Source organism: Stenotrophomonas indicatrix (assembly GCA_041545745.1).
In the GTDB taxonomy this organism is placed as follows: Bacteria; Pseudomonadota; Gammaproteobacteria; order Xanthomonadales; family Xanthomonadaceae; genus Stenotrophomonas; species Stenotrophomonas indicatrix_A.
Genome location: CP168152.1, coordinates 2,421,920 through 2,437,117, shown reverse-complemented (window position 1 = coordinate 2,437,117; position 15,198 = coordinate 2,421,920). Strand labels below are relative to the sequence as shown.

Below are 15,198 nucleotides of genomic sequence, written 5' to 3'. Positions count from 1 at the left end.
AGGAGAACACCATGCACGGACCTGCATTTTTCCATCCCATCCTTCTGCCTTCCGCATTCGCGCTTTGCGCGCTGGTGGGCGGTGGCCCGGCATCTGCGGCATCGAAGGCATCGCCGCCGAGCCTGGTACAGGCGTTCCACGCAGCAGAGGCTTCGCTGCGGCGTATCCCAGGCGATGACATCGAAAGTGATTTCCGCCCCGTGTGGACCGCCGTTGCCGATCTGGACGGTGATGGCCGTGCGGAGGTCATCTATCTCTACACATCGACCTATACCGGTGGCTCGTTCGCACAGAGCAATGTGGTGGCGGTGATGACGGCACTGGCAGCAGATGATCCTCGGGGCAAGGAAAATCCTAAAAGCCTGTCAGCGGTCGATGCTGAAGATTTCGCCGCGATTCGCCAATCCGGCTATGGCAATGATGCAGGGGCGCAGATTCCCGGGGCCGTGCAGTCAATCAGGATCGAAGGCAATCAGATCATTGTCGAGTTCAATGTAGTGGCCGGCGCGAAGACCTGCCCTTGGCTAACGGGTGGCAAGCATGTCTGTCCGGAAGCAGGGCATTACGTCTGGAAGCTGCGCTGGGTGCCCGGCGCGCTGACTCGGGACGGTATCGACGCCGAGTACCCACCACACGGCCTGTAACGGCAGCGCCAGGCAATGCCCGGCGCTGCCTCCCGCACTCAGGCCGGGGTCACCTGTTCCGGTTCGGCTACGTCCGGCAACGGCGGCAGGGTGCGATCCACTGTTACCGGCGCATCGCTCTTCAACAGCGCGGCAGCCTCCTTGTTGCAGCCCACGGCCGGCGGCGAACCACGCAGCGGCAGGCCGGCGGTTTCCTTCACGAAGATCATCGTGATCAGGCCGATCACCGCCGCGCCCATCAGGTAGTAGGCCGGCACCAGCGGGTCGCCGGTGCGTTCCACCAGCCAGGCGGTCACCAGCGGCGTGGTACCACCGAACAGCGACACCGACACGTTGAACGCAATGGACAGCGCGCTGTAGCGCACCGGCGTATAGAACAGTGCCGGCAGCGTGGATGGCATCGAACTGGTGAAGCACACCAGCGCCAGACCCAGCAACATCAGCCCAAGGAAGATCAGCCAGTCGTTGCCACTGCCCACCAGCATCAGGCTCGGCACCGCCAGCACCAGCAGCGCGATGCAGGCGCCGATGATCATCGGGCGCCGGCCCAGCTTGTCGCTGAAAAGGCCACCGACGATGTTCAACGGCATCATCACCAGCATCACGATGATGATCAGCAGCAGCCCCTTGCTCTCCGCATACCCCATGGTCACGCTCAGGTAGCTGGGCATGTAGGTCAGCAGCATGTAGTCGGTCACGTTGAACACCAGCACCAGGCCCATGCACACGATCAGCTGGCGACCGTGCACGCGCAGCAGCTCACCCAGGCCCGGACGTTCGTGGTCACGCTTTTCCGCTTCCTCTGCATAGGCACGGAACGCCGGCGTTTCCTCCAGACGCATGCGCATGTACAGGCCCAGCAGACCGAGTGGGCCGGCCACCAGGAACGGAATGCGCCAGCCCCAGTCCAGCATCTGCGCGCTGCTCAGCAGCATGTGCAGTGCGGTGACCGTACCGGCGCCGGCGATGTAGCCGCCCAGCGTGCCGAACTCCAGCCAGCTGCCCATCAGGCCGCGGTTGCGGTCGGTGGAGTACTCGGCGATGAACGTTGCCGCGCCGCCATACTCGCCACCGGTGGAGAAGCCCTGCACCACGCGCGCCAGCAGCAGTAGCACCGGCGCCCAGATGCCGATGCGTTCGTAAGAGGGAATCAGGCCGATGGCGAAGGTGCCCAGTGCCATCATGATCATGGTGAAGGCCAGTACCTTCTGGCGCCCGTAGCGGTCGCCCAAGGGGCCGAAGACCATGCCGCCCAGCGGGCGTACCAGGAAGGCCACGGTGAACGTGGCGAACGCGGCGATCACCTGCGCGGTGGGGTTGCTGGACGGGAAGAACACCTGGCCGATGGTGACGGCGAGATAGCCATAGACACCGAAGTCGAACCATTCCATCGCATTGCCCAGTGCAGCGGCGCCCACGGCGCGCTTGAGCATGGGTTTGTCGACAACGGTGATCTCGTCGACCTTCAGATGGCGGCGGCGTTTGAACCAGCCGAAATGGGCGTGGGCATCGGAGTTGTCCTGCATGGGGACTCCCTTGGAAGAATGGAAATGGAGTGGGATGGGCGGTACGGATGTCCCGAAAGTCGGAAACGGCGATGCAGGCGCAGCAGGCGCAGGGGCATCGAATGGAAGGCCCGGAACGGGGCGAAAAGTGTGTGCGATCAAACGCCGCGCACGCGACAAGCATTGCCCGCTGCTGGAACGCAGAACGACATGCAGGACGAACGGATAGGTCCGATCGCGTCAGACCACTTACGTGTCAGACCACGTCAGTGCACGTGTGGTGGTCGCAGGCGCAGGGGACAGACGGGGCAGGGCCCGCAGGCGTCATCCGCCGGGATCCAGCGCGAGGCGATGGAAAGGCGAGGGGGATGCAGTGATGGAAAGCGAAGCGCCGGTCGGCAGTGCTTCCCGCATGCCAGCAACAGGTGCTGACGCGCAGTGGGTCGTGTCGATCATGCGTTCATGATAACGGTTACAGTGTGAGTGTGCCGAGAATCGCGCCAGTACGAACGCAGCGTTCCATGTTGCCTGTTCATGCAGTTGACCCGCGCACATCGAATGAACATGTTGTGCTCGCCTCGCTCACGCCACAGCTTTTACGGTGGTCACGAACCAACGCAAGGAGTAATGCATGACCCGTCGCATTCCCGAAGGCACTCTGATTATCGTCGCCGATGGTGGCTCGGCACGTGTGTTCACCAACGTCGGCAACGAGCACAAGCTCACCCTGAAGCAGGAAGGCGAGCTGCGGCTGCAGGACATCAGCGAACAGGGTGTGTCCGGTCAGGGGCCATCCGGCGCGGTGCCCAAGGACATGTCGGTCTCGCAGCTCAACGAGGCGACCTTCGCCAAGCAGGTGGCCGAGCAGCTCAATGAAGACGCACTCAACAACCGTTATGCGCATCTGGTGCTGATTGCCGATCCCACCACGCTGGGCCGCATCCGTCCCTTGCTGCATAAAGAGACGCAGGCGCGGTTGCTGGCCGACATCGCCAAGGATCTTACCAACGCGCCGCTGGAAGACATCCAGCGCACGCTGCAGGCGTAACCGGCATGCCCTTCATGTGTGACCATATGGCAGCCGAGCCGGCTCGCGCGGAGGTGGATGCGCAGGCCGGTTGGCTGCTGCTCGAATTCGGCGCGCCGTGGTGCGGCCATTGCCAGGCCGCGCAACCAACGCTGCAGGCCTTCGTGGACGCGCATGACCTGCCGCACTGGAAGATCGAAGACGGCAAGGGCAAGCCGCTGGGCCGCTCGTTCCAGGTAAAACTGTGGCCGACGGTGATCCTGTTGCGTGACGGCAAGGAAGTGGCGCGCGTGGTGCGGCCTGTGGATGCGGCAGATCTCGCCACACTGCGGAGCGCGCTGCCGGATTGAGTGGTTCCTATGGAGCCGAGCTACGCTCGGCTCACTTCCCCGGCGCTGCCCGCTTCAATGCAGCGTCACCCGCACATGCTGCTCGCGCAGTTCATGCAGCAACCGCCGGCCATGCTGGCTCAGCGCCATCATCGCAACCGTGATCTTCTGCAGGCTGTAGCCCGGGCGCAGATGTGCCAGTGGGTCGGCCGGCTCGTTCTGGCCGATCATCATTGCCATGCCCTCGGCGGTGTTCAGGGCGTGCTCGATGCGGAAGAACAGGGATTCCATTTCCGGGGTCAGGATGGGCGGTTCATGCGACATGCGATGGCTCCTTGAGGGACGTGACCACCGGAAGGGTGGCGAGCGATGCGTGGTTGGAACCCCGGCACAACTGAAGAAAGCCGGATGGCCTTGCGGCCACACGCATCGCCCACCGTAGTTACGACAGACGAATCTTCAATTGAGGTCCGGGGGTTCCAATCCCGGCAGCGGCTTGGCCGCTGCGTGGACATCCTGAGCACGTCACCCAGCGCAGTTCCAGTAGATTTTTCATGCGTAGATTTAACCGGCGGAGATGCGCGCAACCCCATGTCGCCCGTGGCCCAATACGCGGCCTGATAGCGACAAGGCGGGGCGCGACACGCCTGTTTCGTCGCGTCGAGCGCGCTCGCGGGCGCTAACGGAAACACCAGAAGGCAGACCGGAACGCATGCCAGGGCTGCTCCTGCAAGGCCAGAAACGCCTTACCAGCTGTAGCTCACACCCACCTGCGCACTGGTCTGGTGGAAACTGCTGGCCTTCTGCAGCGACAGCCCGACCCAGGTACTTACACCGTTGCCGGACTTCAGCGACGCACCGGCACTGAACTCGCCACGGCTACGCGGAATACGGGCGTCCACAATCTCACCATCCATGCGGATCTGCGATTCGGCGCGGGTGTGCAGCCAGTGGGCCGCGACGTACGGCTGCACGTCGGTCGTTCCGTTGCCCCAGCGCGGCCCACCGTACAGACGCAGGCCGGCACGGCCGAACAGGCCATCGGCATCTTCGGTGGTCACCACTGTGCCGTTGGCTTCGGTGTGGCGGTTGCTGTCCCAGCGGTTGTAACCCAGCTGCAGCTGCGGTTCCAGATGGATACCGCCGTTGCTGGCACCGCCCACGCGGAAGGCGTAGCCGGCTTCCACCGCACCCTGCCATGCACGGCTGTCATAGCGTTCGTCGGCCAGGCCGATGCCTTCCACCCGGTTGCGGAACTGCGCGCGCTGCACTGATCCATCCACGTAGAAACCCGCATATGGGTCGGCGCCAATGCCACCACGCCAGGTGCCGTAGATGCCCAGCGCTTCGCCCTTTACCCTGCCGCAGGCGTAATGGCCCGTCAGCTCATTGGTGGAGGTGCTGGTGGCGTTGCCGCTGGACAACATCACGCCCACGCTGCTGCCCGAATCGTGACGCCACACATCGGCGCCGACGGTCAGCGCCTGGCTGTTGCCGCGGATGACCAGCTGATGGCTGATCGCCTGGAAACCACCGCGCGAACCCTCCACGCGTGCCCACGCACGGCCACCATTCTGGCCAGCCTCGCGCTCGTGATGGCCCAGGCGGAACATCGTCTGCGCGGCCCGCAGGTTGGCCAGGTAGGCGCCGGGCTCGGGTCGCAGCACAGGCGTCGGAGCAATTGGATCGACTGGACCAACCGGTTCAACCGGATCAACCGGATCGACTGGATCAACCGGATCGACTGGATCAACCGGATCGACTGGATCAACCGGATCGACTGGATCAACCGGATCGACTGGATCAACCGGATCGACTGGATCAACCGGATCAACCGGAGGCGTGCAGATGCTCGGATCGGCCTCGCACGGGTCGGGAAGGGGAGGTAGCTGTGAGCGCAGATACCAGTTGCCATCGCCAGCCGCGCCCTTGTGCAGGAAGTAGTCGTACTGTCCGCCTACGGCACGGCCAACCAGGGTGAACTTGCCGTTGGAAGCGCCGCCCACCTGGATCAGCTCGATGCCCCGGTCTGTCTGCGCACCGGCACCGCCCACATTGTTGACGCGTATATGGGTGGTGCCGCTGGTATCGCCGCCGATGATCAGTTTGTCGGTGAGTGCGTTGTCGCCGGCCAGCACGGTATTGAGGACAATCGTGCCACCACTGCCGGTGAAATCGCCAAGGATGTTCAAGACGTGGAATGCTCCACCCTGTCCAAGCGCTATCAGGCCACCCTGGTCGAGCCGCAGGCTGTCGATGCGGCTGTCGGCAGTCAGTTGCCACCGCGCACCCTGCACAGCAACTGCCCGCGCCTGGTCGATCTGCCCGATCAACGTAGCGCCATCACGCAGGGTGACATCCAGCGCGGCGCTTGAGTGGCCCACCAGATTGCCCGCCAGATGAGAGGCAGACACCAGCAGGTCCACCTGGGCGCCAGCCTGCGCGCGCAAGAGGGTGCCGCTGCCAGCGCTCATTGTCGTGCCGCCGCGTAACTCGATTGGAATGATCGCCGAGATAACAGGGGTGACGAGGATCGCATCCCCAGTGCTTGCTTTGACCTGGACGCCGTCGAGCAGGACGCGACTGCCTTGACGGCCTGATTCCACACGCAGCGCCGAAAGGTCTCCGTGGATATGACCGCCATAGGCGGCGAGCGAACTGCCGTCCTGCAGCCGCAATCCGATGCCGTAGGAACCCTCGCCACTCAGGTGGCTGTCACGGAGTGTCAGACTGGCGGTACCAGACAGCGCCACTGCGGTGCCATTCGTTGTGAGGATAGAGGCTCCCTTCACGTGCGCCTGCGCGGAAGTCGCATTGCCGATGATCTGCAGCCCAAGTGTGCGGCCACTGAGGGTGCTGTTGGTGATATCGGCGCTGCTGTCGGCCATGGTCATCGCCACGTCGCCGGCCTGGATGTGGCTGCCGGTGATCCAGGCTTTGCTGTCCATCAGCTTCACCCCGGTACTGGCGAAGTAGTTGGTAGCCTCCACTCGCACATCATCGAGAAAGACCTGTGCGTTGTCAGCGGCGTCCACGCCAACCTGATTGGCGGTCACCGTGGATCGGCTGACATGCACCTCGGTGCCACTGCGCAGCGCCTCGATGCCTTTGCCAGTTGCAATGATGTCGAGATCTTCCAGGTGGCCCACGCTGTAGCGGAAACGCGCAGCCACCGTGCCCCTGCCGAGGGTGCCCAACGTTCCACCACGGACGTTGACATGTCCTCGGGTGGCGATCACTTCATTGATATGGGCATCGGTTGCCTTCAGACGGGAATCGGTTACGAATGCGATCAGGGCTCGGGACTGGGGTGACAACTCGAGCAGCGCGCCATCGGTGATGAACCAGTCCTCGGCTCGATCGCCGGGCTGGACAACATGGCTTGCATCAGGTCCCGAAACAGCGCCGGCCAGCGCGTGGGGCGAAGGGATGGCGAGCGCGGCCATCAGTGCCATGGGCAGCGTTCGTGCGGGCGGAAAAACCGGCATCGGGCAGATTGCCATGGTGGTGGTCTTCTTTAACGGGGGGCTTGCCCCAGCCGATGCGCGAGTGGCGCTGCGCGGGTCGAGACAGTGTTGAGCGGAGAGGCCGCAGGCACCATCCAATTTGTTGCAAAGCGCGGAATGCGATGGGAGGCGTTTCTGCGTAACGCGAACAAGCGACTGCTGCGGCAGGACGCAACTGCCCGTCAGGGCATGACTTACCCGGCAGGCTTGGCCGGAATGGACAGGCCGCAACACCTCGACGCGACCGCCCCGCGGGTGTCCCCGACACTCAACCGCAGCGCAGCATGCCAGCACGCCACCCCGGTGCTAGGATCTGACCACCACCTGAATCGATCCAAATGCCGATGCCCACGCTGGACCGTCGCCTCCTGATCGCTGTCGCCGCTACGGCGATGTTCGCCTCCGGCCTGGCTGTGGCCGCCCCGGCCAAGACCGCCGCCGACAAGGCCTATGCCTCGGTCGATCCGTTCATTGGTACCGGCGGTGAGGGGCATACCTACCCCGGTGCAACGGTGCCGTTCGGCATGGTCCAGCTCAGTCCGGATACACGCATCCAGCCCCGCGAGAAGGCCTATGGCTGGGCGGCGGGCTATCGCTATGACGACAGCAGCATCGTCGGCTTCTCGCACACGCACTTCTCCGGCACCGGCCATTCAGACCTGGGCGACATCCTGCTGATGCCGTTCACCGGCAACCCGGGCCTGGAGCGCGGCGACCCCGAAAAGCCCAGGAGTGGTTACGCCTCGCGCTTCCGCCATGACGACGAGAAGGCCGAGCCGGGCTACTACGCGGTCACCCTGGACGACTACAAGGTGCGCGCCGAACTGACCACCAGCGCACGCGTGGGCGTGCATCGCTACGCGTTCCACAAGGGCACCGAGGCCAAGGTGCTGCTGGACATGCGTACCAGCATGTATGACTACCCGGGCAAGATCCTGTGGTCACGGGTGCGCGTGCGTGGCGATGGCACCATCACCGGTTTCCGCGAGACCCGCGGTTGGGCCGCCGGCCGCCAGCTGTATTTCGCCATGCGTTTCTCGCGGCCGCTGGCCAGCCACGAACTGCACAACACCGAGCAGGACATCGTCTACAAGGGCTTTGCGCCCCCGGGCGAGAAGGACCCGAAGCAGCGCGCGCAGATCGAGGGGCGGCAGCTGGTGGGCACCTTCGACTTCGGCAAGCTGGAGGCGCCGCTGGTGGTGAAGGTGGCGATCTCGCCGGTCAGCGAGGCGGGCGCCATCGCCAACCTGGAGGCTGAGGTGGCCGACTTCGATTTCGACCGCGTGCGTGCGCAGGCAAAGCAGGAGTGGACGCAGGCGTTGTCGGTGCTGGATATCGATGCGCCGGAGCATGCACGTCGCAGCGCCTACACCGCGCTGTACCACACGCTGCTGGGGCCGACGCTGTTCATGGATGCCGACGGCCAGTACCGCGGCGCCGATAACGCCGTGCACCAGGCCAAGGGCTATACGAATTATTCGACGTTCTCGCTGTGGGATACCTACCGCGCCCTGCACCCCTTGTTGACCCTGGTGCAGCCGGAGAAGCGCAACAGCGATTTCGTCAATTCCATGCTGGCCCATCACGAGCACAGTCCTTACGGCATGTTGCCGGTGTGGTCGTTCCACGGCCTGGAAGACTGGTGCATGATCGGCTACCACGCGGTGCCGGTGATCGCCGATGCCTACGTGAAGGGCATCCGTGGTTTCGACGCGGACAAGGCGCTGAAGGCGATGGTGGAGACCGCCAACTACGGCCCTTACGATGGCATCGCGCAGTATCGTGAGCTGGGCTACGTACCGATCGACGAAGAAGGTGAAGCGGCCAGCAAGACGCTGGAATACGCCTTCGATGACTGGACCATCGCGCGCATGGCGCAGGCGATGGGCAAGGCCGATGTGGCGGCAACCTTCGACAAGCGTGCCGGCAACTGGCGCAATGCCTTCGACAAGGACACTGGCTTCATGCGTGCGCGCAAGCGCGATGGCAGCTTCCGCACGCCGTTCGATCCCAGCGCCAGTGGCTACGGCACCGACTACACCGAAGGCAATGCCTGGCAGTACTCGTGGTACGTGCCGCAGGATGTGGCAGGCCTTGCAGTCGCACATGGTGGCAGCGACAAGTTGCTGGCGCGCCTGGATGAAGTGTTCAACGCCAAGGTCGATCCGGCCATCTTCGAACACATGGAAGACATCACCGGCCTGATCGGCTGGTATGCGCATGGCAACGAACCCAGCCACCACGTGGCCTACCTGTATTCGCATGCCGGCCAGCCGTGGCGCACGCAGGCACGCCTGAAGCAGATCATGGACACCCAGTACGCCGACCGCCCCGATGGCCTGGCCGGCAACGATGACGTCGGCCAGATGTCGGCGTGGTACGTGTTCACCGCGCTGGGCTTTTACCCGGTGGCGCCGGGCTCGGGCGAGTACATCCTCGGCCGGCCGTTCCTGCCGAAGACCGCAATGCGCCTGCCCAACGGCAAGACCTTCACCATCGTGGCCGAAGGCCTGGACGACAAGCACACGTATGTGGGCAGCGTGACCCTCAACGGCAAGCCATTGCAGCGCACCTTCCTGCGCCACGATGAGATCCTGGCCGGTGGCGAACTGCACTTCACCATGCAGGCCGAGCCGAACAAGGACTGGCCGGGGCAAGGCGCGCAGGCGCCGTATTCGATGAGCCCGTGATGCAGCGCCCACCAAGGTGGGCGACTACCGATGTGGCGTGATCTGGTAGATGCCAACCTTGGTTGGCATGCGATCTACACCATCCCACCATTGGCCCGCAGCACCTGGCCATTGATCCAGCCACCATCGGCACCGGCCAGGAACGCCACCGCACCGGCGATGTCTTCCGGCGTACCCAGCCGCTCCAATGGATTCATCTTCGCCAGCCGGTCAATCAGCTCGGGCGACTTCCCGTCCAGGAACAGATCGGTGGCGGTCGGCCCCGGTGCCACCGCGTTCACGGTGATGGCGCGCCCGCGTAGCTCCTTGCTGAGGATCGCCCCCATCGTTTCTACGGCGGCCTTGCTGGCGGCATACACACTGTAGTTTTCCAGCTTGATGCCAACCACGCTGGTGCTCAGGGTGATGATGCGGCCATCATCGCGCACGCGCCGCGCGGCCTCGCGCAGCACATTGAACGCGCCCTTGAGGTTGATGCCGATCACGCGGTCGAACAATGCATCATCGCTGTCGGCCAGTGCGGCCAACTGCAGCACGCCGGCACTGTTGACCACCACGTCGATGCCACCGAAGCGCGCCTCGATCGCATTGAACAGCGCATGCACGGCCTGCGGATCGGCCACATCGGCCTGCAGGGCCACGGCGTGGCCGCCATGGGTGGTCAGTTCCGCAGCCAGTGTTTCGGCCCCGTCGCGGCGGCCGGCATAGTTGATCACCACGGCGTGGCCGTCGGCGGCCAGGCGGCGTGAGATGGCAGCGCCGATGCCACGGGAGCCGCCGGTGACCAGGGCGACAGAGCGGTAGGCGGGGGAGGTCATGGCTCATTCCAGAAAGTCACGCCGGCATGGCGCAGGGCCATCTTGGTCTCTCCGCCCTCGCGGATAATCATGGATAATCCGGAAACATCATCCGGCTAGCCGAACAATGGATCGATTCACCGCCCTGCGTGCCTTCGTCCGGATTGTCGAGCGCCGCAGCTTCAGCCGTGCCGCCGAAGACCTGGGGCTGCCGCGGGCGACGGTGACCGACGCGATCAAGGCATTGGAGCAGCGCCTGGGTGTGCGCCTGCTGCACCGGACCACGCGCGTGGTGGTGCCGACGCTGGAAGGGGAGGCCTTCTATGGTCGCTGCCTGCGCCTGATCGCGGACATGGACGATGCCGAAGCCGCGTTCCGTGACGTGCCACCGCGCGGGCCGCTGCGCATCGAAGTGCACGGTACGCTGGGGCGTCACCTGCTGTTCCCGCACCTGCCGGACTTCCTGCAGCGTTACCCGGACATCGAACTGGAGGTCAGCGAGGGCGATCGCTATGTCGACCTGCTGCGCGAGGGCGTGGATGCGGCCATCCGCGTGGGCACCCTGGCCGACAGCGATCTGGCCGCGCGGCGCCTGGCGTTGCTGCGCGAGGTCACGGTGGCGTCGCCTGCCTACGTGCAGGCGCACGGGCAGCCGGAAAGCATCGCGTCGCTGACGGCAGGGCACCAGATGGTCGGCTACCGTTCCAGTGCCACCGGCCAGCTGATTCCGCTGGAGTTCCAGCAGGGCGGCCAGGTGCGCCATATGCCACTGCCGGCACGCGTGCGGGTGTCCGGTGCCGACGCCTTCCTCGGTGCCGCGCTGGCCGGGCTGGGCATCATCCAGGCACCGCGTTACCGGATGGCCCCGTACATCGCACGCGGGCAGTTGCTGGAGCTGTTGCCCGAGATGCCGCCCACGCCGAGCCCGGTCAGCCTGGTCTATCCGCGCAACCGCACGCCATCGCCACGGCTGCGGGTGTTCATCGATTGGGTGGCGGGTGTGTTCGAGCCGGAGCGCGCGCACGGCGGCTCATCCACGCATGGCGCGGATCTACTGGCGTGACCAGGCTGACGGGCAGACGCCGACAACACGCCGGAAGGCTGCGGCGAACTTGCTGGGATTGGCGTAGCCGCAGGCAAGCGCAACCTCGGTGACACGCTGCCCTGCGGACAATGCGCACTGCGCCCACTGCATGCGGTGCTGGGTCAGGTAGGCATACGGCGGCATGCCGGTGGCGGCGCGCAGCGCGCGGCTGAAGGTGGTCGGTTCCATGCCGAGTACGCCGGCCAGTGCTGCGACATCCAGCGGCTGGGAACGGTGTTCATCGATGAAGCCCTGCAGCTGGCGCAGCTGCCGCGATGACAGCGGTGCGGCCATGCGTGGCCGGGCGGGCGGATGGCCGGCAAGCTGGACCAATCGCCGCACCACTACTTCTGCACCGTACTGCAGGAAGCCGGGCACGCAGGCGTCAACCTGTGCGCTGGACCATAGCGCGTGCAGTACGGAGGCGATGACCGGGTCGCGATGCAGTCGCAGGGAAAGGGAGGGGACGTCCGGGAAGCCGCCAGGCGCATCGCGCCACTGCGCGGTATCGATGGCCATTCCCAGCAGCTCCACCGCAGGGCTGGCGTAGTGCCCATGATCGCCGGGCAGTACCACGTTGAACTGGCTCGGATGCCACGGCGCCTGCAGGACCCCGGTAGTGGTGCGCTGGTACAGGTTGCCGCCGCCGGCCAGCAGCAGGCCCAGGCGCAGCTGGTGCGGGTGCCCCATGGGGCCTTCGCTGGCCTGGAAGCCATGGCGCAGCAGAACGACCGAGCCATCCTCGCTGGTCACGGTTCCGGGCATGGGCTGGGCGGCTTCCCGGTGCAACTGGTCGGCGAGGGCGGGCATGGCGGGTCCAGGAATGGAGCGGCGCTGACTGCAATGGAGTGGCGGCGAGCGTCGAATGTTACAGGATAACAGTTTGCGCCAGCCGGCCCGCCAGGCGCGTTTCCGTTCCTCATGAGGTTTCCCTTGAAAGCCCCCGTTTCCTCCGTTGCCCTCGTCGCAGCGTCGTTGCTCGTTCCCGTTCTTCCCGTCCACGCGCAGTCCGCCGATGCCACCACCCTCGATGGCGTGGTGGTCACCGGCTCCAAGCGCGATACGCCCTACCTGAAAAGTGACCTGTCGGTGACCGTGCTTGACCGGCAGGCGCTGAAAGAAGCCGGTGTCACCGAGTTCCGTGACCTGGACAAGCTGGCCCCCAACGTGAAGTTCAACGTGATGGGCCAGCTGAGCAACATGTTCATTTCCATCCGCGGCATCGAATCCAATCCTTTCCTGGTCAACCGCGCGTCGGTCTACATCGATGGCATTCCGTTCCGCGAGCTGAGCAACGCGGTACTCAACCAGGTTGAGTCGGTCGAGGTGCTGCGGGGGCCGCAGGGCACCCTGTACGGCGCCAACAGCGAATCCGGGATGGTGCTGGTGCGTACGCGCGGCCCGGCCGATACCCGCGAGGGCGAGGTGAACGTGCGCAGCACCTGGTTCGGCAACGGCAACGGTACGGCCGTGGATGGCTTCCTGGCGGGCCCGCTGAGCAAGGACGGCACGCTGTCGGGCTCGGTGGCGTTCATGGGGTCCGATGAGGATGCCCACCTGAAGAACCTGACCCCGTACGGTGCGCGCGGCGAAGTGAAAGAAGGCTACCTGCAGGGCAAGCTGCGCTGGCGCCCCAGCGATTACGTTACCGTCAACGCCTTGGCCTATCACCTGCGCACGCGCGCGCCGGGCATGTTCGAGTACGAGTACCTGCCGCTGGATACCGGCCTGTACAACCGCACCTATGGCGACCGCCTCAATGGTGGCCGCCATGCAGGTGATTTCACCTACATCAACGATGCGCCCAAGCGCACCGAAAAGGATGAGACCGTTGCAGGCCTCAGCGCGCAGTGGCAACTGCAGTCCGGCACCCTGGATGTCGCCGCCTCGTACCGCAGCGAGGAAACCACCTCGGCTGGCTATGACTTCGACATGACCGCCAGCTCCGCGCTGGCCGGCTACATCTACGACAAGAAGGATGCATGGAATGCCGAGGCGCGCTTCAGCTCGCCCAGCGATCAGGCGCTGACCTGGATGGCCGGTGTATCGACCTACCGCATCGACAAGGATTCGATCCAGGGCACCTTCGTCGGCCCGGCACTGCGCGGGCTGGACAGTTACAACCTGGCGCCGCGGCAGACCTCCAAGGGTGAGGACTACAGTGTTTTCGCCACCGCCAGCTACACGCTGCCGGCATTGCCGAAGCTGACCGCCAGCCTCGGCATCCGCCACGAGCAGGCCCGCCGCTCCACCGAGCAGCGTGCCGGATTCCTCGACCTGGGTGCGGGGGGCCTGGTGCGCTACCGCGACGCAGCCCTGGCGCATACGTTCTCAGCCACGTTGCCGCGCGTCTCGCTGCGCTATGACGCCAGCGATGATCTGTCGTTCTATGCGGCCTCGGCCAAGGGCTATATTCCCGGTGGCTTCAACCTGGCCGCCGCGCAGAGCGATGTGATCAACGACAAGGTGCTGCGCTACGAATCCGAACGCATGTGGAGCCATGAAGTGGGCTTCAAGATGAACCTGGCGGGCGGCCGTGGCCATCTCGGCGGCGCCCTGTTCCATATCAGCTCGGACAACTGGCAGGAAATCCAGGTGGCCACCGATGCCAACGGCCGGCCGATCTCCTCCGACTACGTGGGCTCGGATGCCTCGATACGGTCGCGCGGTGCGGAACTGGAAGGCGTATTTGAAGTCGCGCCGGGGTTCACGGTGATGGCCAATGTCGGCTATGTCGATGCCACGTACACCAAGCTGTGGGTCAGCCCGCAGGAGAACCTGCACGGCAAGCGGGTCAAGCTGACGCCGCACTACACCGGCTACCTGGCAGCGCGGTATCAGTTCGACTCCGGCATCTACGCCCGGGTGGAATCGCAGTTCACCGGTTCCAGCGCGCTGGATGAGCGCAACCGCGCGTTCCAGCCGGCCGTGGCCGTGCTGGGCGTGCAGCTGGGTTACGAGCGGGGCCCGTGGAGCACGCGCGTGTTCGTGCAGAACCTGACCGACAAGCGCCGCATCAACGGTCTGATCTTCGACAACCTGGCCTTCGGCCGGGACGGCAACTACTACGGGCCAGTGGACAGCCCGCGCATTGTCGGCGCCGAGGTCGGCTACCGGTTCTGAAGGGTCATCAGCCGGCGGACCGCAGGGCCCGCCGGTTGCGCAGATGTGCCACGGCCAGCACCACCCCACCGCAGGCGGTGGCAGCGCCATGCCAGAGCAGCGATTCCTTCAATGGCAGGTACAGCGAGGCGGACAGCAGCAGGATCGCCCCTGCAAGGGCCACGCACAGCGGCAGTGCCCGCTGATGGCGGCGCTGGCCGGCGGCGGTGCTGAGCAGGGCGATCGTCGAGGCCAGCAGCGCGAACAGCCACTCCCAGCGCGACATCACCAGCAGTGCGGTCATCGCCGCGTGGCCAGGGTGCTGGAACGAGCGCAGCGCCATCATCGCCGCGGGCGTGAAGGCCAGCAGCAAGGGCAGGGCAACGCAATGCGCGGCACAGGCCAGCGACAGCCAGGCGCCCGCCAGATCGAAGCGGGGATGCCAGCGTGCCGAAGCTGGCGGCTGGGCGCGGGCCCTTGCGGGCGAGGTCGGGATGTGGTCCATAATGTTACA

At 65.2% G+C, this 15,198-nt stretch carries 12 protein-coding genes; 6 read left to right on the top strand and 6 right to left on the bottom strand.

Features of this window, described 5'->3' with window-relative positions; translation table 11 throughout:
• The first annotated feature begins 11 nt into the window (after positions 1-11).
• Positions 12-644 (top strand): hypothetical protein, encoded by a 633-nt coding sequence (locus ACEF39_RS11205; protein WP_500285077.1) that lies wholly within the window; start codon positions 12-14, stop codon positions 642-644.
• Positions 645-682: 38 nt separating this feature from the next.
• Here ACEF39_RS11205 and proP read toward each other — a convergent pair whose 3' ends face one another.
• Positions 683-2,170, bottom strand: a complete 1,488-nt coding sequence (proP, locus tag ACEF39_RS11200; protein ID WP_500285076.1) for a glycine betaine/L-proline transporter ProP — start codon at positions 2,168-2,170, stop codon at positions 683-685.
• A gap of 610 nt (positions 2,171-2,780) precedes the next feature.
• On the opposite strand from proP, the gene ACEF39_RS11195 reads away from it, so the two are divergent.
• Together ACEF39_RS11195 and ACEF39_RS11190 are read left to right on the top strand one after the other, a co-directional pair.
• Positions 2,781-3,197 carry a baeRF12 domain-containing protein gene (locus ACEF39_RS11195; protein WP_500285075.1) on the top strand — a complete coding sequence of 139 codons (417 nt, stop codon included), beginning with the start codon at positions 2,781-2,783 and terminating at the stop codon, positions 3,195-3,197.
• A gap of 5 nt (positions 3,198-3,202) precedes the next feature.
• The gene (locus ACEF39_RS11190; RefSeq protein WP_500285074.1) at positions 3,203-3,526 is read left to right on the top strand and encodes a thioredoxin family protein; all 324 of its coding nucleotides are present in this window, start codon (positions 3,203-3,205) and stop codon (positions 3,524-3,526) included.
• A gap of 54 nt (positions 3,527-3,580) precedes the next feature.
• Here the strand turns inward: ACEF39_RS11190 and ACEF39_RS11185 are convergent, their stop codons facing one another.
• Both ACEF39_RS11185 and ACEF39_RS11180 read right to left on the bottom strand, forming a co-directional pair.
• A complete protein-coding gene (locus ACEF39_RS11185) occupies positions 3,581-3,829 on the bottom strand; it encodes a hypothetical protein (protein WP_500285073.1) in 249 nt (82 codons plus the stop codon).
• A 422-nt stretch (positions 3,830-4,251) separates the two neighbouring features.
• Complete coding sequence (locus ACEF39_RS11180; RefSeq protein WP_500285072.1) at positions 4,252-7,110, bottom strand: autotransporter family protein; 2,859 nt, start codon at positions 7,108-7,110, stop codon at positions 4,252-4,254.
• A gap of 239 nt (positions 7,111-7,349) precedes the next feature.
• On the opposite strand from ACEF39_RS11180, the gene ACEF39_RS11175 reads away from it, so the two are divergent.
• On the top strand, positions 7,350-9,701 hold the full coding sequence (locus ACEF39_RS11175; protein WP_500285071.1) for a GH92 family glycosyl hydrolase: 2,352 nt from the start codon (positions 7,350-7,352) through the stop codon (positions 9,699-9,701).
• Positions 9,702-9,775: 74 nt separating this feature from the next.
• Here ACEF39_RS11175 and ACEF39_RS11170 read toward each other — a convergent pair whose 3' ends face one another.
• Positions 9,776-10,519, bottom strand: coding sequence for an SDR family oxidoreductase (locus ACEF39_RS11170; protein WP_500285070.1), 744 nt, complete (start codon positions 10,517-10,519; stop codon positions 9,776-9,778).
• Positions 10,520-10,625: 106 nt separating this feature from the next.
• On the opposite strand from ACEF39_RS11170, the gene ACEF39_RS11165 reads away from it, so the two are divergent.
• Positions 10,626-11,561, top strand: coding sequence for a LysR family transcriptional regulator (locus ACEF39_RS11165; protein WP_500285069.1), 936 nt, complete (start codon positions 10,626-10,628; stop codon positions 11,559-11,561).
• Here ACEF39_RS11165 and ACEF39_RS11160 read toward each other — a convergent pair.
• Positions 11,550-12,392 carry a helix-turn-helix domain-containing protein gene (locus ACEF39_RS11160; RefSeq protein ID WP_500285068.1) on the bottom strand — a complete coding sequence of 281 codons (843 nt, stop codon included), beginning with the start codon at positions 12,390-12,392 and terminating at the stop codon, positions 11,550-11,552. The two genes, ACEF39_RS11165 and ACEF39_RS11160, sit on opposite strands and share 12 nt — an antisense overlap.
• Positions 12,393-12,515: 123 nt before the next feature.
• Here ACEF39_RS11160 and ACEF39_RS11155 point away from each other — a divergent pair, with 123 nt between their 5' ends.
• Positions 12,516-14,705 (top strand): TonB-dependent receptor, encoded by a 2,190-nt coding sequence (locus tag ACEF39_RS11155; protein ID WP_500285067.1) that lies wholly within the window; start codon positions 12,516-12,518, stop codon positions 14,703-14,705.
• 7 nt (positions 14,706-14,712) lie between these two features.
• On the opposite strand, the gene ACEF39_RS11150 is transcribed toward ACEF39_RS11155, so the two are convergent.
• A complete protein-coding gene (locus ACEF39_RS11150; RefSeq protein WP_500285066.1) occupies positions 14,713-15,189 on the bottom strand; it encodes a MerC domain-containing protein in 477 nt (158 codons plus the stop codon).
• Positions 15,190-15,198 lie beyond the last annotated feature (9 nt).